Genomic DNA, 20336 nt, shown 5'->3' on the forward strand with positions numbered 1-20336 from the left:
GGGCTCGTCCCAGACGTGGTTGGTACCGTGAGGCGGCTCTGCCAGGAGCAGCGGGACGATCAGGGAAGGAGCCGGCGCCCATGAGCACGACCGCGGTCCACCTCGTCCGCCACGGCGAGGTGCACAACCCCGAACGGATCCTCTACGGCCGCCTGCCCGGCTACCGCCTCACCGAGCGCGGCGAGCAGATGGCGGCCCTCGTCGGCGCCCACCTCGCCGAGCACGACGTGGCCCTCGTGCGCGCCTCCCCGCTGCTGCGCGCCCAGCAGACCGCCGCGCCCATCGCCGCCGCCCACGGCCTCGAGATCACGACCGATCCGCGGCTGATCGAGTCCGGGAACCGCTTCGAGGGGCAGCGCATGGGCCACGGCGAGGCCCGCTTCACGGATCCCCGCAACTGGCGCTGGTTCGCGAACCCCTTCCGTCCCTCCTGGGGCGAGCCCTACCGGGCACAGGTCGCCCGCGTCGCCGCCGCCGTGCAGCAGGCCCGCGCCGAGGCGGAGGGCCGGGAGGCCGTGCTGGTCCTGCACCAGCTGCCCATCTGGCTCGCCCGGCGCAGCGCCGAGGGCCGACCCCTGATCCACGACCCGCGCCGTCGGCAGTGCGCGCTCTGCTCGGTCACGACCCTGCGTTTCGACGGGGACTGCCTCACGGGCGTCGACTACGCCGAGCCTGCGGCCTCGCTCACCGTGCACGCCGTCGACGCCACCGGAGGCAAGCTCACGTGACCACCCGCCGCACCCTGCTCGCCGCCGCCGGCGGGCTCTCGCTCACCGCCGTCCTCGCGGCCTGCGGGACCGACACCTCGGGCCGCTACTCCTCGGGCGACGCCGGCTACGTCTCCGGCGACGGCGTGACCACCGAGATCCCCGCGGAGCAGCGCGACGAGCCGCTGGACTTCTCCGGCACCACCTACGACGGCGAGGACCTCGCGAGCGCCGACCTCCGCGGCGAGGTGCTCGTGCTCAACGTCTGGTACGCCTCCTGCCCGCCCTGCCGCAAGGAGGCCCCCGACCTCCAGGCGATCTCCGAGGAGTACGCCGCACAGGGCGTCGCCTTCCTCGGGGTGAACGTCCGCGATGCGGCGGGACCCGCGCAGGCCTTCGAGCAGACCTACGGCATCACCTACCCGTCCCTGCCCGACACCGACGCGCAGATCATGTACGCCCTGCGCGGCCAGGTCGCCCCCAATGCCGTGCCCTCCACGCTCGTGCTCGACCGGGAGGGGCGGGTCGCCGCCCGCATCTCCGGCGCCGCGGACCCGTCCGTCCTGCGCGCGATGCTCGACACGGTCCTCGCCGAATGAACGGGGCCGACCTCGGCGCTGCCTTCCAGGCCACCGCCCTGAACGGATCGCTGCTGCTGGCCCTTGCGGTCTCCGCCGCCGCGGGCCTCGTCGCCTTCCTCTCCCCGTGCGTGCTGCCGGTGGTCCCCGGCTATCTCGGCTACGTCTCCGGGCTCGCCGGACAGCGGGAGAGCGGCAAGCCCGACACCCGGCGCATGCTGCTCGGGTCGCTCCTCTTCGTCGCCGGCTTCGCGGTGGTGTTCATGGTGCTGGGCGGCTTCGCCGGGGCGCTCGGCTACCTCCTGCAGGCCCACGCGGTGTGGATCAACCGGATCGCCGGCGCGATCGTGATCCTCATGGGTCTGGTCTTCCTCGGGGTGTTCCCGGGCGTCGGCGCCAACCGACCCGTCACCTCCAAGCGACCCGACGCCGGGCTCCTCGGCGCCCCGCTCATGGGCCTCATCTTCGGCCTGTCCTGGACCCCCTGCATCGGCCCCACCTACGCCGCGATCGCCGCACTGTCCCTCGACGGCGGCGGAGACGGCGCGGTGATGCGCGGCGCCATCCTGTCCCTCGCCTACTCCCTGGGCCTCGGGATCCCCTTCGTGCTCTTCGCCCTGCTGTTCGACCGCGCCCTCGGGCTGAGCCGTCGGCTCTCCCGGCATCGTCGGGTGATCGGACTCCTCTCCGGGGCGCTGCTGATCGCGATCGGGGTGCTGCTGATGACCGGGGTGTGGACCGCCTGGATGGGCTCCCTGCAGGGCCTGATCGCGACCTTCGAGCCGGTGGTGTGATGAACGAGCACGATTCCTGGAGCAGCAAGGTCGAGGCGACGAGCCGTCCCTCCCTCGGGCTGCGCGGCACGCTGCTGTTCCTGTGGCGGCAGCTGACCAGCATGCAGACCGCCCTGATCCTGCTGATGCTGCTCGCGATCGCCGCGGTGCCCGGCTCGCTGTACCCGCAGCGCAGCGTCAACCCGACCCTCACCGAGCAGTTCCTCGAGGAGAACGGGCGCTGGGGCGAGATCCTGGACACCCTGGGTTTCTTCGAGGTCTTCTCCTCGCCGTGGTTCTCGGCGATCTACCTGCTGCTGTTCATCTCCCTGATCGGGTGCATCGTGCCGCGCGTCGGCGTGCACCTACGCCAGCTGCGCTCGCGCCCGCCGCGCACCCCGTCCCGGCTCACCCGCTTCACCGGCTACACCCGCGTGGAGCTGCCGGAGGCCGACGCCGACGCGCTCCTCGAGACCGCGCAGCGCCGCCTGCGCCGGGGTCGCTACCGCGTCGAGCGCACGGGGGACTCGCTGAGCGCCGAGCGGGGTCTGCTGCGCGAGACCGGCAACCTGCTCTTCCACATCGCGCTCGTGGGCGTGCTGATCTGCGTCGCCGGCGGCCAGCTCACCCGCTACCACGGGCAGATCACCGTCGTCGAGGGCGGCGGCTTCTCCAACTCCCTCACCCAGTACGACTCCTTCCAGTCGGGGGCCTGGTTCGACCCCGCCGACCTGCCGTCCTTCCGCTTCACCCTCGAGGATTTCCGCGCCGAGTACGTGCTCGAGGGCGATCCCTCGAAGGTCGGCCAGCCGACGAGCTTCGAGGCGGACGTCGCGGTGACGGGCGAGGACGGCGCGGTGCAGGAGCGGACCGTGCAGGTCAACAAGCCTCTCCACGTCGACGGTGCCTCCATGTACCTGCTCGGCAACGGCTACGCCCCCGAGATCACGGTCACCGACCCGGAGGGAACCGTCGTCGCCGAGGGTCCCCTGATCACCGTGCCGCTCGGCGACGTCGGCTACACCTCGCAGGTGGTGCTCAAGGCGCCCGACGCGAGCCCCGAGCAGACCGCCGTGGTCGGCTACTTCCTGCCCACCGGCGTGATCGACGAGAACGGCCCCCACTCCCAGTACCCCGACCTCGTCGACCCGCAGCTCGCCCTCACCGTCTACCAGGGCGACCTCGGCCTCGACGACGGCGTGCCGCAGAACGCCTACGAGGTCGACCTCTCCACCCTCACCCCGGTCACCGACGAGAGCGGCAACCCCGTGCTGCTCCGCCTCTACCCGGGCCAGGAGTACGAGCTGCCCGACGGCACCACCATCAGCTTCGACGGCATCAAGCGCTACGCCGCCTTCGACGTCGCCTACGACCCCTTCGAGCGCTGGGTGCTGGTGAGCGCCCTGACGGCGGTGACCGGCCTGATCCTGTCGCTGTTCGTGCCCCGCCGACGGGTGTGGGTGCGCGTCGGATCCGGGGGAGTGCTCGAGGTCGCCGGTCTCGCACGCAGCGATGGCCCGGATCTGGAGGATGATGTGAGGACCCTCGCCCGCCGACTCGTCGAGTCCACCGAAGGAAGTGCCCCGTGATCGATCAGCAGCTGGCCGAGATCTCCTCCCTGGCGATCATGGTCACCATCATCCTGTACGTGCTGGCGCTGATCGGCTTCGCGGCCGACCTCGCCTCCACCTCCCAGCGCCGCAGCGACCAGAAGCTCGCGCAGAAGGAGCTGGTGGCCGCCGGCGGGGTTCCCGCCGAGGCAGCCGCGTCGGCCGTGGCGTCCGGCGCCGGTGCTCAGGACGCCGACGCGGAGGGGCCCGTCGGATCCCCGCGCGCTCCCGGCACGATGTCCGCGCAGACCTTCGCCTTCGTCCTCGCGGGCCTCGGCACGGCGCTGCACCTGTTCGGCGTCGCCACCCGCTCCGGCGCGACCAAGCAGGTGCCGTGGACGAACATGTACGAGTTCGCGACCACCAGCACCGCCGTCGTCATGCTCGCCTTCCTCGTGTTCTCGATCCGCCGCGCCGAGCTGCGGGTGCTCGGCACTTTCGTCCTCGGCCCCGTCCTGGTCGCGCTGATGCTCGCGCAGCTGGTGTGGATCGTGCCCGCCGCCGAGCTCACCCCGAGCCTGCAGAACTCCCACTGGATCTACATCCACATCGCCGTCGCCGTGCTCGCCACGTCCCTGTCGATCCTCGGCGCCGTCGTCGCGGCCCTGCAGCTCACGCAGGCCCATCACGAGCGGGCGGGCGAGGGGCACTGGGGCGCGATGGGCCGGGTGCTGGACCGCCTGCCCTCCTCGACCGTGCTCGAGGGGCTCAGCTTCCGCATCCACTCCGTCGGATTCGTGTGCTGGACCTTCACCCTCATCTTCGGCGCGATCTGGGCCCGCGAGGCCTGGGGCCGCTACTGGGGCTGGGACCCCAAGGAGGTGTGGACCTTCATCATCTGGGTGATCTACGCCGCCTACCTGCACGCCCGCACCACCGGCGGCTTCCGCGGCACCCGCGCGGCCTGGCTCGCGCTCGCCGGTTTCCTCGCCGTGGTCTTCAACTACACGATCGTCAACACGGTCATCAACGGCCTGCACTCGTACTCGGGGCTGTGAGCCGCGGGGCCTGATCGCTGATCGCTTGCTCCGTCGCCGGCGCCGGGAGACCCGGGGGAGCGGTCACTCGGAGGAGGAGCCGTCCTCGCCCCGCGAGCGCCCCTCGCGACGCTCCCGGCGGATGTCCTCGTCGAGCCGGCGCAGGAAGTCGGGGTCCTCGTCGGGCGCCAGCGGGCCGCTGCGCCGCGGCGGCTGGGTGTTCCACGGGCGCTCCTTGCCCACGAACAGCCAGGTGAGCGGTCCGACCCAGGGAATCAGCACGATGAGTACGATCCACGCCCACTTCGGGATGCCGCGGACCTTGTCGTCGGTGGTCTGCACGCAGTCCGCGAGGGCGAAGATCGTCAGCGCGATGGAGAGGACGACCGAGATTCCGCGGAGCATGCAGCGAGTCTAGGTTCTCGGGCTGGGAGCAATACCCTGGTCCCCATGCGCAACGTCCTCGGCTACGCCCTGATCCGCATCGCCCTGTGGCTGGTGCTGTGGTATCTGCTCGCCCTCGCGGGCGTGGGCGTGATGCTCGCCGGGGTCCTCGCCGTGCTCATCGCCATGATGATCTCGTTCCTGTTCCTCGGGAGGGTGCGGGAGAACGCCGCGGCGGGTCTGCAGGCCGCCGACGAGGCGCGGGTCGAACGCCGCGGCCCGGTCCGAGACGAGGACGCCGAGGCCGAGGATGCCGCCCTCGACGAGGCGGAGGACTCCCGCGACGACGAGCAGGACGCTCGCAAGGCCGGGGCGGGGGACTAGTCAGCGCAGGGGGCTCAGAGCACGAGACCCGCGAGCAGCAGCAGCGAGAACACCAGCTCGAGACGGCCGGCGGCGCCGAGCACGGGGATGAGCGACCTGCCCTCCGCCCCGGAGAGCGCCACGCGCGCGGGCAGCAGGGCGAGCGGCAGCGCCGGCAGGACGAGCAGCACCGGCCACTGCACGACCATCACCGGCACCATCAGCGCGAAGGGCAGGAGCACCGCCGCGGAGAAGGCCCAGCGGGTGCCGCGATCGCCGAGACGCACGGCGAGGGTGATCTTGCCGCTCTCGCGGTCGGTGGGGATGTCGCGCAGGTTGTTGGTGAGCATGATCGCGACGGCCAGCAGCCCGATCGCGATCGAGCACAGCAGCGCGACCCAGGTGAAGGACCCGGTCAGGGCGTAGGCGGTGCCGTTCACCGCGACCAGGCCGAAGAACACGAAGACGAACAGCTCGCCCAGCCCGAGGTAGCCGTAGGGTCGCTTCCCGCCGGTGTAGAACCAGGCCGCGGCGACCGCGGCGACGCCCACGGGCAGCGCCCACCAGAGTCGGGCGAGGATGATCAGCACGATTCCCGCGAGGGCGCCCAGGGCCAGCGCGCCGATGGCGGCCCGCTTCACGGCGGCCGGGGCGGCGGCGCGCGAGCCGGTCAGGCGGAAGGGGCCGACGCGCTCGTCGTCCGTGCCCCGGATCCCGTCGGAGTAGTCATTGGCGTAGTTCACGCCGACCTGCAGGGACACGGCGACGAGAAGGGCGAGCCCCGCGCGGAGCAGCAGGGTGGGCCAGTGGACGGTCTCCAGCTGCCAGATCGCGGCCCCGGTGCCGGCGGCGACGGGGGCGAGAGCGGCAGGGAGGGTGCGGGGGCGGGCGCCCTGCACCCATTGAGACCAGCTGGCCATCGTGCTCCTTCGGAGGTCCGCGGCCGACGGGACTCGGCCCCGTAGAGCTTACGCCGCCCTCCCGCGCGCTCGCCGTACCCCTCGCCTCGCCGCGGAAGCGATGCAGAGTAGGGCTTATGGGAGCCGGATTCCCCCCGGTGTGCAGCCGTTCTGGGCGTGCCGGGGGGAGGGGCGCGGCGGTGTGAGTCCTGGAGGGCGAGGGAGCGGATCCCCGAGGTCGCCGGCCCGGTCAGCCGCGGGCGATGCGCCGCGCAGCGGCGCGGTCGACCTTGCCGATGCCCAGCAGCGGCAGCTCGTCCACGGCGTGCACCCGCTTGGGGATCATGTGCGCGGGGACCTCGGAGGTGCGCAGCGCGGAGCGGACCAGGGCGGTGGCTTCCTCGGCGCGGGCGCCATCCTCCAAGGTCACGAGCGCCTCGATCCGCTCGCCCCACTCGGGATCGGGCACGCCCACCACCACCGCGGCGCGGACCAGTCCGTGGAGCATGAGGGAGCGGTCGATCGCGCGCTCGACGTCCTGGGGGAGGACCTTGCGGCCGCCGGTGACGATCACGTCGTCGGCGCGGCCGAGGACCCGCAGCGTGCCGTCGGCGGTGATCTCGGCGAGGTCGGAGGTGACCAGCCGCCGCGGCGAGGTCCCGGAGAACGCCGAGGAGTCGACCCCGCCGTCGGCCGTGAGATAGCCGAGCGCGAGCGTGGGGGAGGCGATCCGCAGCCGTCCCGCGACCGACGCCCCCGACGCCCCCGACGCCCCCGACGCCCCCGACGCCCCCGGCGCGACTGCCGCGACCGGCTCGTCCGCCCGGCCCGCCTCGCCCGATGCTCCCGACCCGCCCGCGGTGTCGAGGGACAGCTCGACGCCGGGCAGGGGGCGGCCGTCGTAGACGCAGCCTCCCGCCGTCTCGGAGGAGCCGTAGGTGGTGCGCACGGGCAGGCGCAGGCCGCGGGCCCGGGCGAGGACGTCGGGAGCGGTCGCGGCACCGCCGACGAGCACCGCCGCGAACCGCTTCAGCAGGGAGCGGGCCTCGGCGTCGGCGCCGGTAGCCCCGGTGACGAGCCGGGTCAGCTGGGTGGGGACGAGCGAGGTGAAGGCGGGGAGTCCCGCGTGCTCGGCCTGCGCGAGGGCGGGCTCGGCGAGCTGCACGAAGGCTTCCGCGTCGAAGTGGCCGCGCAGGTCGGGCAGCGGATCGGGGAGGGCAGGGGCCGACAGGCCGAGGACCTGCGCGGTGCGATGGGCGCGCGCGAGGACCTGCACGCCGGCGATATGGGTCGGCGGCAGCAGCGGCAACCAGAACCCGTGCCCACCTGCGGTCCCGGCCGAGCGCCCGGCGAGATGCTCCGCGGTCGCGTCCTGCGAGGCCTGCAGGGCCGCGAGGCTCAGGGCGACGGCCTTCTGCGCCCCCGTCGATCCCGAGGTGGGGACGACGAGCGCCGTCTCCTCGAAGCCCGCGGGCAGCTGCTCGGCTGCCGGGAACGGGCCGAGCCAGAGGCGGGCGCGGCCGGCCATCATCGCGCCGACCGCCGCGACGTGCTCCGTGAGAGAGGCGGCGAAGGCGTCGTACGGCGCGGGCGTGATCCAGGGCAGGGCGTCGCCCGGCGTCGGGGGCGCGCTCATCTCAGCCCTGCGGGTGGGGGAAGGGCGACCAGTCGGGGGCACGCTTGCCCAGGAAGGCGTCGCGGCCCTCGGCGGCCTCGTCGGTCATGTAGGCCAGGCGCGTCGCCTCCCCGGCGAAGACCTGCTGGCCCATGAGGCCGTCGTCGGCGAGGTTGAAGGCGAACTTGAGCATGCGGATCGCCTGCGGGGACTTCGTGGCGATGGTCGCCGCCATCGCGAGGGCCTCATCCTCGAGCCGCGCGTGGTCGACGACGCGGTTCACGGCGCCCCAGTCGTAGGCGTCCTGCGCGGAGTACTCCTCGGCGAGGAAGAAGATCTCCCGGGCCCGCTTCTGGCCGACCTGCTTGGCGAGGTAGGCGGAGCCGTAGCCGCCGTCGAAGGAGCCGACGTCGGCGTCGGTCTGCTTAAAGCGGGCGTGCTCGCGGGAGGCGATCGAGAGGTCCGCGACCACGTGCAGCGAGTGGCCGCCGCCCGCTGCCCAGCCGTTGACGACGGCGATGACGACCTTGCCCATGGTGCGGATCAGGCGCTGCACCTCGAGGATGTGCAGCCGCCCGGCGGAGCGGGTGCGCACCGCCGAGGTGTCCTCGAGCGCCTCCTCCTCGGCGTACTCGTAGCCGGAGCGGCCGCGGATCCGCTGGTCGCCGCCCGAGCAGAAGGCGTGCCCGCCGTCCTTGGGGGAGGGGCCGTTGCCGGTCAGCAGGATGACGCCGACGCCCGGGTCGAGGCGGGCGTGGTCGAGGGCGCGGTACAGCTCGTCGACGGTGCGCGGGCGGAAGGCGTTGCGCACCTCGGGCCGGTCGAAGGCGATCCGCACCGTGGGCAGGTCCGTGCCGGCGGGGTCGACGGCCCGGTGGTAGGTGAGGTCCGCCAGCTCCGGCCCGCCGAGCTCCGCGGCGCTCACCGCACGCCAGCGGGAGGGGTCGAAGAGGTCGGAGACCGGGCGGGGGGAGTCGGGCGCGGAGGTCATGAGGGTCAGGGTAGTCCGCGGCGGGAGGGCGGCCGACGGGCCTGCTGCGCAGGGACGCTCGTCACATCCGCCCCGCGCGGAGCACCGCGGGGCGCGGTCCGACGCCGAAGGTCCCGCTCGTCTGTCGCACCCCGTTCCTAGGGTCGTCCTCGACAGCTCGAACGGGTGCCGCACGGGTGCGGTTCCCGGTCGGGAGGTCCATCCCCCTTCGTGAACATCCAGGAGACGAGTTGACCACTGGTCCGACCTCGCCCCAGGGAGTCGATCCCCGTGACTCCCACGGCACCCCGTCCGCTCCGGGCGGGCAGAGCGTGCAGCACGGCGCTCCCCAGCAGCCCTTCGGGGCGCAGCAGTCCCCGTACGGCGCACCGCAGCAGCAGTCGCCGTACGCCGCCCAGCAGTCGCCGTACGGCGCTCCGCAGCCGGCACCCTACGGCACCCAGCCGTCCCCGTACGGCGCCTCGCCGTCGCCCTACGGCTCGCCGCAGCCGGCACCCTCCCCGCACCCCGCGCCGAGCCCGTACCCGGCTCCCGCAGCGGCCAGCCCGTACGTGGCACCCGCCGCCGCGCAGGCCACCTGGGCGGCGGTCCCGGGCGGGCAGCCCCTGCCGGGCCAGGCCCCGATCGGCGAGCCCCAGAAGTCCTTCCTGGTGACGTGGCTGCTCTCCTATTTCCTGGGCATCTTCGGTGTGGACCGCTTCTACCTCGGCCAGGTGGGTCTCGGTCTCGGCAAGCTGTTCACCCTGGGCGGCTGCGGCATCTGGGCGCTGATCGACGTGATCCTGCACCTCGCCGGAGCGAGCCGCGACAAGTACGGCCGCCCCCTCGCGGACCGCGACCGGTACAAGGTCATGGCGTGGATCGTGACCGGCGTGCTGGTCCTCCTCAGCCTCATCTTCCAGGGGACCGTCGTGGGCGCCGGATCCGACTCCGCGTCGCCCGAGCCGGATCCCGTCGTGGCCGAGGAGGTCGTGGAGCAGGAGGCGGCCGAGGAGGCTGCGGCCGAGGAGCCCGCCGCCGAGGAGGATGCCCCGGCCGAGGAGGCGCCCGTCGAGGACGCCGCCGCGACCGAGGACGCGCCCGCAGCGGAGGAGGCTCCGGCCGAAGAAGAGGCCCCGGCCGAGGAGGCGGCGCCCGCCGTCGCCGGCATCGGCGAGGTCGTCCAGGCCGATGACGTCCAGCTCACCGTCACCTCGGTCGAGCGAGGGGTGAACTCGGTCGGCGGCGAGTACTTCGGCGCGGAGCCGCAGGGAGAGTTCGTGCTGGTCACCGTCGAGATCCAGAACGCCGGATCCGACGAGATCACTGCCTTCTCGAACGATTTCGTGCTCGTCGGCGACGGAGTCGAGTACTCGACCTCCGACGACGCCTGGTATCACGACGACGCGCTGATTTTCGAGAGCGTCAACCCGGGCAACACCTACACCGGCGTGCTGGTGTTCGACATCCCCGAGGGCGCGGCCATCAGCACCCTCGAGATGACCCCCGGCTGGTTCGGTGACACCGCCGTGGTCTCCGTCGCCTGACGGACCCGCCCCGCCCGCACCCTCCGCCCCGGACCGGGACGGAGGGTGCGCGCCGTCCCGGAGGATGCGCGCCGTCCCGGAGGGTGCACCGCGTCCCGGACCCTCCGCGGGGCTAGCCTGGAGAGCCCGCCCTCGGACCCTGGAGAGCCCCCGCCCATGCAGATCCCCGCCCCGCTCCGCGACCTCGGCATCGATCGCGCCCACGCCTGGGCGATCCCGATGACCACGCGCTTCCGCCGGATCGAGGTGCGCGACGGACTGCTCCTGCACGGGCCCGCCGGCTGGGCCGAGTTCTCACCCTTCTGGGACTACGACGCCCCCGAGTCCTCTGCCTGGCTGCGTGCCGCGCTCGAGGACGCGACCCTCGAGCGGCCCGTGCCGCTGCGCGAGGAGATCGAGGTCAACGCCACGATCCCCGTCGTCCAGCCGGCTCTCGCCGCGCGCATCGCCCGCGTCGGCGGGGCCCGCACCGCCAAGGTCAAGGTCGCCGATCCGGGCAGCGATCTCGCCGCCGACGCCGCCCGCCTCGAGGCGGTGCGGGACTCCCTCGGCCCCTCCGCTCGGATCCGGATCGACGCGAACGCCGCCTGGACCCTCGACGAGGCCCGCGCGGCCCTGCCTCTCCTGGACCGGGCCGCCGGCGGGCTCGAGTACGCCGAGCAGCCCTGCGCGGCGCTCGAGGACCTCGCGACCCTCCGCCGCGAGCTGGACGTGCCGATCGCGGCCGACGAGTCGGTGCGCCGCGCCGAGGACCCGCTGCGCGTCGCCCGCGCCGAGGCCGCCGACCTGCTGGTGATGAAGGTCCAGCCCCTGGGCGGAGTGCGGCGCTGCCTCGAGCTCGCCGAGCAGGCCGGGCTGCCCGTCGTCGTCTCCTCGGCGATCGAATCGAGCCTCGGCCTCTCCGCCGGGCTCGCGCTCGCCGCCGCGCTCCCGCGCCTCGAGCACGCCTGCGGGCTCGGCACCGCGACCCTGCTCACCGGCGACCTCGTCGCCGACCCGCTCCGCGCCCGGGACGGCCGGATCCCCGTCGATAGGCCCGTCCCCGACGAGGACCTGCTCACCCGCCACGCGGCCCCGCCGGCGCTCGCCGCTGCCTGGGAGCAGCGCCTCGCGGACTGCGCGGACCTGCTCTGACCTACGCTCATCCCATGCCCGAGCCCCGCGTCCCCGATGCCGTGATCCCCGCCCCCGTCCCCACCGGCTCCGGGGCGGTGGATGCCGCGACGGCCCTGTGGACGGCGCTCGCGGAGCTCGGCGTGCGCGAGGCGGTGCTCGCCCCCGGCTCCCGCTCCGCCCCGCTCGTCTACGCGCTCGCCGCCGCCCCGATCGCCACCCGGATCCGGGCGCACGTGCGGATCGACGAGCGGGCCGCCGCCTTCACCGCCCTCGGCGTCGGCCGCCACGATGCGGCGCATCCCGCGGCCGTTTTCACCACTTCCGGCACCGCCGCCGCGCATCTCCTCGCCGCCGCGATGGAGGCTCACCACTCGCGCATCCCGCTGCTGCTGCTCACCGCCGACCGGCCCGCCGAGCTGCGCGGCACCGGCGCGAACCAGACCACGGTGCAGACCGGACTGTTCAGCCCCTTCGTGCGCTTCCGGGCCGATCTGCCCGCCCCCACGGCCGCGGCGGCCACCGACGCCGAGCTGCGCACCGTCGTCTCCACCCTCGCCCGTGCCCACGCCGCCGCGACCGGGGAGCATCCCGGGCCCGTGCACGTGAACCTCGGCTTCCGGGACCCGCTCACCCCGCGTCCCGAGCAGGCCCCCGCCCCGGGGAAGCGGCCGTCCCTCGTGCTCACTCGGCGCCTCCCCGCTCCCGCCCCCGCGCCGCAGCCGGTGCCGGTGTCCTCTCGCACCGTGGTCGTCGCGGGGGACGGCGCGGGCCCCGCCGCCCGCGCCCTCGCCGAGGAGCACGACCTCCCGCTGCTGGCCGAGCCCAGCTCCGGCGCCCGCGGCGGCGACAGCCTCGTCGTCGGCTATCCCGCCCTGCTCGCCGAGGTGATGGCCGATCCGCAGCATCCGCTGCGGCCCGAGCGGGCGATCGTCCTCGGCCACCCGACGCTCTCCCGGCCGGTGCTCGGGGGGCTGCTCGGCGCGGAGGATGTCGAGGTGATCGTCGTGGACCGGCACCCCGACTTCGCCGATGCCGCCCGGCGCGCCCGCCTCGTCGTCCCCGCCGCCCGGGGCGAGCGGGTCCCCGCCGACGGTCCCTCGCTCCGTGACGCCTGGCAGCGGGCCGCCGCGGAGCGGTTCCCGGCCGGTGGACCGACCTGGCAGGCACGTGCGGCGCTCACCGTGTGGGAGGCGAGCGGCGCCGAGGACGTGCTGGTGCTCGGCTCCTCGAGCCTGGTCCGCGACCTCGACCAGCACGCCGGCCCCACCGCGGCCAGGGTTCTCGCGAATCGCGGCCTCGCCGGGATCGACGGCACCGTGTCCCTCGCGGGCGGGCTGTCCCTCGCGCGCCGGGACACCCCCGGGAGGGTGCGCGTGCTCCTCGGCGACCTCACCGCCCTCCACGACCTCACCGGGCAGATCATCGGACCCGAGGAGGTGCGGCCCGACCTCGACGTGATCGTCGTCGACGACGACGGCGGCCGCATCTTCGGCGGCCTCGAGCATGCCGCCGCCCCGCCCGAGGTGCTGCGCCGCTTCTTCACCACCCCGCACGGCACGGACCTCGCCGCCGCGGCCCGTGCCCTCGGCGCCGAGGCGCACCGGGTCGACGTCGACAGCCTGCGCACAGCTCTGGTACAGCCCGCACAGGGTCTGCGGGTGTTGGTTGTCCGAGAAGGGTCCGCACCGGACCCGAGGAACACGTAGTCGAAGGTGAGCCGATGGACGACCTGACCCCGCCCGCCCCGCAGCCCCAGCCCAGGCCCGAGGCGCAGCCGGAGCCCACGCCGCCGCTGCAGCCGCAGCAGCCCGCCACGTGGCAGCAGCCCGTCGGCCCCGCGACCGAGCCGCTGAGCCCGGTCCCCACCCCGGGACCCGCCCCCGACACCGAGCCGCTGAGCCCGGTCCCGGCCGCTGCTTCTGCCGTTGCTTCTGCCCCCGCCCCGGCCCCCGCTCCGCGGCGCCGCGGTCCGGGATGGGGCGGCGTCGTGGGACTCGTCGCGGCGGGCATGATCCTCTCCAGCGGGGCGACGCTCGGCGGGGTCATCGCCTACGACGAGCTGTTCGCCGACGAACCGGCCCCGACCACCGCGTCCGCCCCGACCGACGGCGCCACGGCGAGCCCGGTCGCCTCCGCCTCGACCGCGCAGGACCCGGACTGGACCGCGATCGCCGAGCAGCTCTCCCCGAGCGCGGTCTCGATCCAGGTCGCGACCCAGGGCGGCACCAGCCAGGGCACCGGCATCGTGCTGGAGTCCGCCGGCACGATCCTCACCAACGAGCACGTCGTCTCCGGCGGCAGTCGGATCCAGGTCACCACGAGCGAGGGACTCAGCTACGAGGCGGAGCTGGTGGGCTCCGACACCTCCACCGATCTCGCCGTCATCCGCCTCCTCTCCCCGCCGGACGATCTCGTCCCGGCGACCTTCGCCGACTCCTCCACCGTCGAGGTGGGAGCGCCGGTGATGGCGCTCGGCACCCCGCTGGGGCTGGAGAACACCGTCACCACCGGCATCGTCTCCGCGGTGGACCGCCCGGTGACAGCGACCGGCGAGGACCCCTCCGGCGCCGACACCAGCTACACCTCGGCGATCCAGACCGACGCTGCGATCAACCCCGGCAACTCGGGCGGTCCCCTCGTCGACGCCTCCGGGCAGGTGATCGGGATCAACTCGGCGATCGCGGGGATCCCGAACAGCGAGGGGCAGGCCGGCTCGATCGGGCTCGGCTTCGCGATCCCCTCGAACACGGCGATGCTCATCGCCGAGCAGCTCGTCGAGAACGGTTCCGCCGATCACGCTTATCTCGGCGTGACTACGACCGACGGCAGCGCGACGGTGGGGGAGACCACCTATCGCGGTGCCGAGGTGGTGGCGCTCGAACCGGACGCCCCCGCCGCGGCCGGCGATCTGCGCGACGGGGACCTGATCACCCGGGTCGACGACACGCCCGTCGGCAGCGCCGCGGCGCTGACCGGGGTGGTCCGCGGCCTCGAGGTGGGCAGCACCCACACCCTCACCGTGCTGCGCGAGGACGAGCTTCAGACGCTCGAGGTCACGCTCGGATCCCGCTCGGCCTGATCCCCGCGCAGCGCGCGCAGCATCGGCCGGCACTTGGCGAGCACCTCCGCGTGCTCGGAGACCGGATCGGAAGCGGCGACGAGACCGCCGCCGGCCTGGAGCACCAGCTCGTGGGGGCCGCGCAGGTGCGCCATCCGCAGCGCGATCGCCCACTGCCCGTCCCCGTCGGCGTCCATCCAGCCGACGGGGGAGGCGTAGCCGCCGCGGTCGTGCGGCTCGAGGCGCTCGATGATCGCGTCGGCCTGCTCCCGCGGGGTGCCGGAGACGGCCGCCGAGGGATGCAGCCGGGCGGCCACATCGAGGCTGGTCACGCCGTTGCGCAACCGGGCGGTGACGTCCGAGGCGAGATGCTCCAGCCCCGGGAGGCGGAGCACGAACGGCTCGGGGGAGACCTCGACGTCCTCCGCGAGGTCGACGAGGCGCTCGACCACCGAATCCGCGGCGTAGGCGTGCTCGGAGAGCTCCTTGGCGTCGGCGCGGAAGGCGCGACGGTCCGCCTCGTCGAGCTCGCCGTCGTCGGCCACCGGGCGGGTGCCGGCGAGCACGCGGGAGAACACCCGGCCGTCCTCGGTCTGGGCGAGCATCTCGGGGCTGGCCCCGATCACGTCCTCGAGGTGGTAGACCCACGTGCTCGGATAGGCGCGCGCCAGGCGCGCGAGCAGCAGCGCGGGCTCGAGCGGGGTGGCCGAGCGCACGGTGGTCCGCTCGGAGAGCACGATCTTCCCGGCGCGGCCGGCCGCGATCTCCGCGACCGCCTCCTGCACCAGGGCCTGGTACTCGTCGGGCGTGTGGTCCGGCTCGAGCTCGAGGTCCTCGCCGTCGCCGAGTGGGCCGACGGGGGTCGAGGGGAACAGGTCCCGCCACGAGGTGGGCAGAGAGGGCTCCTCGCCCATCGCGGTGACCGTGAGGAACGCCTCGCCGTCGTGCACCCCGAGGACGGCCCGGGGGACGAGCAGCGTCGAGGGGCGGGGCGAGCCGGCGGCGTAGGAGAAGGAGCCGAGCGCGATCAGGCCCGAGGTGCGGGTGCGGACCTCGTCGTCGACGCGGGCCGTCGCCGCGAGCGCGCGGAAGGCCGAGCTGGCGGCGCCGAAGCGGTGGGGGCCGGTGGTCTGCACCGACCAGGTCGACCCGATCGCGACCACTCCCTGCCCGTGGCGCAGCCACGCCCCGGTGAGCCCGCGGGGGAGGTGGCCGAGCAGGTCGACGTCCTCCTCGAGGCGCACGGTGCGCACGAGGATCGTGGGGCTCGGGCTGTGGTCGGACATCCGTGTCATTATGCGGCACCCAGGGGTCGGGAGGTGCGACCATGGGGCGGCGGCGAAGGCCGCGGACCGTGTGCAGTGGGCGTTCGAGGAGCAGTGCGTGAGCAGTCAGACCGAGAGCATCGCGACACCCCTGGTCCGGGGAGCGCTCGCGGCGATCGTGTCCCTCGGCACGGCCCTCGCCCTCGTGGTCGTGCCGGCGCTCGCCGCGCAGGTCGTCGCCACCCGCTCGTCCGCGACCGCCCTCGATGCGATCCTCATCGCGTTGAATCTCCTCGTGCTCGGCCACGGCGGCGGCCTGGTGCTGACCACGGGTGCGATCGACGGCGCCGTCACCCTCACACCGCTCGGCCTGCTCCTGCTGCTCGTGGTGCTCTGCGCCGCCGGGATGCGGCGCGTGGGCCGCGCGCTGCTGCTCGTGCGCGAGGACGGGGTGCTGCGCGATCGGGCGCTGCGCGATGCGGGCGGCGCGCTCGGCCTCTACGTCCTCGTCTACGCGATCGGCCTGGCCCTGGTGGCGGCGATCTCTCGCAGCGCCCTGGTGAGCCCGGTCCTCCCTTCCGCCCTGGTGTCCGGGGCGATGGTCGCGATGCTCGGCGGGCTCGCGGGCCTGCTGTGGTCGCTGCGCCGCGAGGCGACGGCGACCGTGCCGGGGGTGCGGGTGCTCGAACTCCTGCCCCGCCCCTGGGGCTCGGTGGCGCGCGCCACGCTGTTCGCGGTGGCCGGCCTCCTCACCCTGGGACTCGCGACGGTGCTGGTGATGCTCCTGCTGTCCGTCCCGGCGCAGTCCGCGCTCTTCGCCCAGCTCGACCCGGGTCCCGTCGGCGGGCTCGTGCTGTCCCTGATCCAGCTCGCCCTGCTGCCGCTGCTCGCCGTGTGGGCGCTCGTGGTGCTCTCCGGCGGCACCGTCGAGCTCGGCACGTCCACGGGGATCTCGCTCGACGGCGCGGAGACCGGCGTGCTGCCCGCGCTCCCGATGCTCGGCGCCCTCCCGCAGCCCGGCGACTTCCCGGACGCCGTCTGGGGGCTGATCGTGCTGCCGGCCGTGCCGGTGGTCCTCGGCGCGGTGCGCCTCGTGCGCGACCTCGAGGACCTGCCCTGGCGCGAGCGCGTCACCGCGTGGATCGGCTACCCCGTGGCGGTGCTCGTGGGGACAGTGCTCATCGTGGGCCTGGCCACGGGAGGGATCGGCGAGGGCCGGTTGAGCCATCTCGGCCCGGTGCTCGACGAGCTGCTGCTGCCGCTCGCCCTGATCGTGCTGGTCCCGACGGTGCTCGTGATCGGGGTGCTCGGCAGTGGCCTGATCCCCTGGCTGCGTCAGCGCGTCGAGCGGGCCGAGACCGCCGAGCGCGCCGAGCTCACGGGGGAGGAGCGCCGCTCCGCGGGCGGAACCGCGGGGTCCGGGGCCGACGGCGGTGCCGCCTCCCGCCTGGAGCGGGTCCGCGGAGCCCTCGCCGCCCGCCTGCCGCGGCGGGCGGCGGCGAGTCCGGAGTCGCCGGCGTCGGCCGGATCGGCGCGGACCCCTGCCTCCGCAGGAACCGTCGCCTCGCCCGCGCCCCCGTCCCCGGCCTCCGCAGGAACCGTCGCCTCGCCCGCGTCCCCGTCCCCGGCCGCGGCGAGCCCGGACTCCCCGGGCGAGGACGAGCTCAGCCGCCCACCACGGAGCTGACCCAGCTGATCATCGCGTCCTGCCCCTCGGCGGTGCAGGCCGCGCGGGCCTGCTCGGTGATCGCCTCGGCCCGGCACGCCTCGAGCTCGGCCAGGGGCTGGTAGAAGAGCGCCGAGATCGCCGCGCCCGCGATGATCAGCAACGTCGCCGGCACGCCCACCACCAGGCCCAGCACGCCGAGGCCGATCCGGCGGCGGCGGAAGGCCTCGATCGACAGCAGCACCAGCAGCACGAGCGCCGCGAGCCCGGTCAGCCCCGACCCCAGCGCGAACGGGAGCGGCGCCATCATCAGCAGCCAGGAGGCGAGCATCGCCACGGTGAGGGCGGCGAGCAGTCGACGATGCCGCTCGAGGGGACGGTCCGGGGGGCGCGGGGGCTGCTCGCTCATCGCCCCATTCTGCCCGTCCGGTCCGGGAGTCGCCCGTCCCGGCGGCACGGCCGGCTCCCGGACTACCCTGGACGGGTGACCAGCACCCCCGTCGTCGTCCTCATCTCCGGCACCGGCTCGAACCTCGCCGCTCTGCTGCGCGCCGCGCGCGAGCCCGATGCACCGTTCCGCGTCGTCGGCGTTCTCGCCGACCGGGAGGCTGTCGGCCTCGAGCACGCCCGGGCCGCGGGGATCCCCACCGAGATCGTCGCGCTCGCCGACCATCCGGACCGGGACTCGTGGGACCGGGCGCTCGCCGCGGCCGTCGCCGCGCACGATCCGCAGCTGGTAGTCCTCGCGGGCTTCATGAAGCTCGTCGGCGCCCCCCTGCTCGACGCCTACGGCGGCCGTCTCCTGAACACCCACCCGGCGCTGCTGCCCTCCTTCCCCGGGGCGCACGGGGTCCGCGACGCCCTCGCGCACGGCGTGAAGATCACCGGCGCCACCGTGATCGAGGTCGATGCCGGGGTCGACACGGGGCGGATCCTCGCCCAGGTGGCGGTCCCGGTCCTCGAGGACGACACCGAGGAGACCCTCCATGAGCGCATCAAGGCCGCCGAGCAGCCGCTGCTCGTCGACGTGGTGCGCCGCCTGACCGCGATACCCTGAGCGCACACGACTGGCGCAGGTGGGAGACCACCGGGGAGTGATCACGTGGACATCGACCGCCTGGGTGTCCACCGCAACGACCGCAGCACACCTGACCGAGGAGCCCTCGTGACCGCCACCGACCGTCGCCCGATCCGCCGCGCCCTGCTCTCCGTCTACGACAAGGACGGCATCGTCGACCTGGCCCGCGCCCTCGCGGACGCCGGCGCCGAGATCGTCTCCACCGGCTCCACCGCCGCGACCGTCCGCGACGCCGGGATCGCGGTGACCGAGGTCGAGACCGTCACAGGCTTCCCGGAGATGCTCGACGGCCGCGTCAAGACCCTGCACCCGCGGGTCCACGGCGGGATCCTCGCCGACCAGCGCCTCGAGACGCACCGCGCCCAGCTCGCCGAGCACGACATCGCCCCCTTCGACCTCGTCGTCGTGAACCTGTACCCGTTCTCCGACACCGTCGCCGCGGGCGGCAGCTTCGACGAGATCATCGAGAAGATCGACATCGGCGGCCCCTCCATGGTGCGCGGTGCCGCGAAGAACTTCGCGAGCGTCGCCGTGGTGGTCGAGCCCGAGGGCTACGCCGACGCGGCCCGGGCCGCCGCGGCGGGCGGCTTCACCCTCGCAGAGCGCCAGGAGCTCTCCGCGATCGCCTTCACCGTCACCGCGGACTACGACACGGCCATCTCCGAGTGGATGACCGCGCGGCTCTCCGAGGACGAGGAGTCCGGCGAGGGCGAGGACGCCGAGCCGAACCTGCTGGACCTCTCCGACGAGGACGCCGCCGCTTACGGCTTCACCCAGACCCTCCGCTACGGCGAGAACCCGCACCAGCGCGCCCGCCTCGCGGTCTCCGACGCGGACACCCCCGGTCTCGCGGGCGCGGAGCTGCTCGGCGGCAAGCCGATGAGCTACAACAACTACGTCGACGCCGACGCCGCCCTGCGCGCCGCCTACGACTTCGACACCCCGGCCGTCGCCGTGGTCAAGCACAACAACCCCTGCGGCATCGCGACCGTCGCCGAGGGCACCGACATCGCCGCCGCCCACGCCGCCGCCCACGCGACCGACCCGGTCTCCGCCTACGGCGGCGTGATCGCCGCGAACCGGCCCGTCACCCTCGCCATGGCCGAGCAGGTCAAGCCTGTGTTCACCGAGGTCATCCTCGCCCCGGGCTACGAGGACGCCGCCCTCGAGCTGCTGCGCACCAAGAAGAACCTGCGCATCCTGCAGGTCGAGGACCGTCCCCGCACCGGTCTCGAGGTGCGCCACATCTGGGGCGGCACCCTGGTCCAGGACGCCGACGCGATCGATGCCGCGGGCGATGATCCCGCGCAGTGGACCCTCGCCGCCGGCGAGCCGGCCGACGCGGAGACCCTCGCCGACCTCGCCTTCGCCTGGCGCGCGGTGCGCGGCGCGAAGTCCAACGCGATCCTGCTCGCCGCGGGCGGCGCCGCCGTCGGCATCGGCATGGGCCAGGTCAACCGCCTGGACTCCTGCCGCCTGGCCGTCACCCGCGCCAACACCCTCGGCGGGGAGGGCATCGAGCGGGCTCGCGGCGCCGTCGCCGCCTCCGACGCCTTCTTCCCCTTCGCCGACGGTCCGCAGATCCTGCTCGACGCTGGCGTGCGCGCGATCGTGCAGCCCGGCGGCTCGATCCGCGACGAGGAGGTCGTCGAAGCCTGCCGCGCCGCGGGAGTCACGATGTATCTCACGGGCACCCGCCACTTCGCCCACTGACCGCAGCCCTGTTCACC

19 protein-coding genes and 1 riboswitch are annotated in these 20336 nt (G+C 74.2%); of the genes, 13 read left to right on the plus strand and 6 right to left on the minus strand.

Annotated elements, in window-relative coordinates:
* The first annotated feature begins 80 nt into the window (after nucleotides 1-80).
* The 5 genes from V1258_RS06960 to ccsB are packed head-to-tail and all read left to right on the plus strand — an operon-like array spanning nucleotide 81 to nucleotide 4666.
* Nucleotides 81-728 (plus strand): histidine phosphatase family protein, encoded by a 648-nt coding sequence (locus tag V1258_RS06960; protein WP_329748971.1) that lies wholly within the window; start codon nucleotides 81-83, stop codon nucleotides 726-728.
* On the plus strand, nucleotides 725-1306 hold the full coding sequence (locus V1258_RS06965) for a TlpA family protein disulfide reductase (RefSeq protein WP_329748972.1): 582 nt from the start codon (nucleotides 725-727) through the stop codon (nucleotides 1304-1306). Before V1258_RS06960 ends, V1258_RS06965 begins: the two co-directional genes overlap by 4 nt.
* Nucleotides 1303-2079: a cytochrome c biogenesis CcdA family protein gene (locus tag V1258_RS06970; RefSeq protein WP_329748973.1), complete on the plus strand. Its 777-nt coding sequence runs from the start codon at nucleotides 1303-1305 to the stop codon at nucleotides 2077-2079. Before V1258_RS06965 ends, V1258_RS06970 begins: the two co-directional genes overlap by 4 nt.
* On the plus strand, nucleotides 2079-3647 hold the full coding sequence (gene resB / locus V1258_RS06975; protein ID WP_329748974.1) for a cytochrome c biogenesis protein ResB: 1569 nt from the start codon (nucleotides 2079-2081) through the stop codon (nucleotides 3645-3647). The genes V1258_RS06970 and resB overlap by 1 nt, the downstream gene beginning before the upstream one ends.
* Entirely contained in the window at nucleotides 3644-4666 is a 1023-nt protein-coding gene (gene ccsB, locus V1258_RS06980; RefSeq protein WP_329748975.1) for a c-type cytochrome biogenesis protein CcsB, read from the plus strand. Before resB ends, ccsB begins: the two co-directional genes overlap by 4 nt.
* Before the next feature lie 63 nt (nucleotides 4667-4729).
* Here the strand turns inward: ccsB and V1258_RS06985 are convergent, their stop codons facing one another.
* On the minus strand, nucleotides 4730-5050 hold the full coding sequence (locus V1258_RS06985) for a PLD nuclease N-terminal domain-containing protein (RefSeq protein ID WP_329747424.1): 321 nt from the start codon (nucleotides 5048-5050) through the stop codon (nucleotides 4730-4732).
* Between the two features lie 45 nt (nucleotides 5051-5095).
* On the opposite strand from V1258_RS06985, the gene V1258_RS06990 reads away from it, so the two are divergent.
* Nucleotides 5096-5413, plus strand: a complete 318-nt coding sequence (locus V1258_RS06990; protein ID WP_329748976.1) for a DUF4229 domain-containing protein — start codon at nucleotides 5096-5098, stop codon at nucleotides 5411-5413.
* 14 nt (nucleotides 5414-5427) lie between these two features.
* Here V1258_RS06990 and V1258_RS06995 read toward each other — a convergent pair whose 3' ends face one another.
* From V1258_RS06995 to V1258_RS07005, 3 genes are all read right to left on the minus strand, one after another.
* Nucleotides 5428-6312, minus strand: a complete 885-nt coding sequence (locus V1258_RS06995) for a 1,4-dihydroxy-2-naphthoate polyprenyltransferase (protein WP_329748977.1) — start codon at nucleotides 6310-6312, stop codon at nucleotides 5428-5430.
* Nucleotides 6313-6541: 229 nt separating this feature from the next.
* Complete coding sequence (locus V1258_RS07000; RefSeq protein ID WP_329748978.1) at nucleotides 6542-7927, minus strand: AMP-binding enzyme; 1386 nt, start codon at nucleotides 7925-7927, stop codon at nucleotides 6542-6544.
* A 1-nt stretch (nucleotide 7928) separates the two neighbouring features.
* The gene (locus tag V1258_RS07005) at nucleotides 7929-8897 is read right to left on the minus strand and encodes a 1,4-dihydroxy-2-naphthoyl-CoA synthase (RefSeq protein WP_329748979.1); all 969 of its coding nucleotides are present in this window, start codon (nucleotides 8895-8897) and stop codon (nucleotides 7929-7931) included.
* 230 nt (nucleotides 8898-9127) lie between these two features.
* On the opposite strand from V1258_RS07005, the gene V1258_RS07010 reads away from it, so the two are divergent.
* The 4 genes from V1258_RS07010 to V1258_RS07025 all read left to right on the plus strand — a co-directional run bounded on the left by V1258_RS07010 (nucleotide 9128) and on the right by V1258_RS07025 (nucleotide 14618).
* A complete protein-coding gene (locus tag V1258_RS07010) occupies nucleotides 9128-10423 on the plus strand; it encodes a DUF4352 domain-containing protein (RefSeq protein WP_329748980.1) in 1296 nt (431 codons plus the stop codon).
* 156 nt (nucleotides 10424-10579) lie between these two features.
* The gene (locus V1258_RS07015; RefSeq protein ID WP_329748981.1) at nucleotides 10580-11557 is read left to right on the plus strand and encodes an o-succinylbenzoate synthase; all 978 of its coding nucleotides are present in this window, start codon (nucleotides 10580-10582) and stop codon (nucleotides 11555-11557) included.
* 14 nt (nucleotides 11558-11571) lie between these two features.
* A complete protein-coding gene (gene menD / locus V1258_RS07020; RefSeq protein ID WP_329748982.1) occupies nucleotides 11572-13245 on the plus strand; it encodes a 2-succinyl-5-enolpyruvyl-6-hydroxy-3-cyclohexene-1-carboxylic-acid synthase in 1674 nt (557 codons plus the stop codon).
* A 14-nt stretch (nucleotides 13246-13259) separates the two neighbouring features.
* Complete coding sequence (locus V1258_RS07025) at nucleotides 13260-14618, plus strand: S1C family serine protease (RefSeq protein ID WP_329748983.1); 1359 nt, start codon at nucleotides 13260-13262, stop codon at nucleotides 14616-14618.
* Here V1258_RS07025 and V1258_RS07030 read toward each other — a convergent pair.
* On the minus strand, nucleotides 14579-15883 hold the full coding sequence (locus V1258_RS07030; protein WP_329748984.1) for an isochorismate synthase: 1305 nt from the start codon (nucleotides 15881-15883) through the stop codon (nucleotides 14579-14581). The genes V1258_RS07025 and V1258_RS07030 overlap by 40 nt on opposite strands.
* A gap of 97 nt (nucleotides 15884-15980) precedes the next feature.
* On the opposite strand from V1258_RS07030, the gene V1258_RS07035 reads away from it, so the two are divergent.
* Nucleotides 15981-17549 carry a cell division protein PerM gene (locus tag V1258_RS07035; RefSeq protein ID WP_329748985.1) on the plus strand — a complete coding sequence of 523 codons (1569 nt, stop codon included), beginning with the start codon at nucleotides 15981-15983 and terminating at the stop codon, nucleotides 17547-17549.
* Here V1258_RS07035 and V1258_RS07040 read toward each other — a convergent pair.
* Nucleotides 17527-17937 carry a hypothetical protein gene (locus tag V1258_RS07040; RefSeq protein WP_329748986.1) on the minus strand — a complete coding sequence of 137 codons (411 nt, stop codon included), beginning with the start codon at nucleotides 17935-17937 and terminating at the stop codon, nucleotides 17527-17529. The genes V1258_RS07035 and V1258_RS07040 overlap by 23 nt on opposite strands.
* A 75-nt stretch (nucleotides 17938-18012) precedes the next feature.
* Here V1258_RS07040 and purN point away from each other — a divergent pair, with 75 nt between their 5' ends.
* A complete protein-coding gene (purN, locus tag V1258_RS07045) occupies nucleotides 18013-18585 on the plus strand; it encodes a phosphoribosylglycinamide formyltransferase (protein WP_329748987.1) in 573 nt (190 codons plus the stop codon).
* Nucleotides 18582-18658, plus strand: a riboswitch (ZMP/ZTP riboswitch). (Overlaps the previous gene by 4 nt.)
* 35 nt (nucleotides 18659-18693) lie before the next feature.
* Entirely contained in the window at nucleotides 18694-20319 is a 1626-nt protein-coding gene (gene purH / locus V1258_RS07050) for a bifunctional phosphoribosylaminoimidazolecarboxamide formyltransferase/IMP cyclohydrolase (protein ID WP_329748988.1), read from the plus strand.
* Nucleotides 20320-20336 lie beyond the last annotated feature (17 nt).

The sequence above is a fragment of the Brachybacterium sp. J153 genome (assembly GCF_036311905.1).
Taxonomy (GTDB): Bacteria; Actinomycetota; Actinomycetes; order Actinomycetales; family Dermabacteraceae; genus Brachybacterium.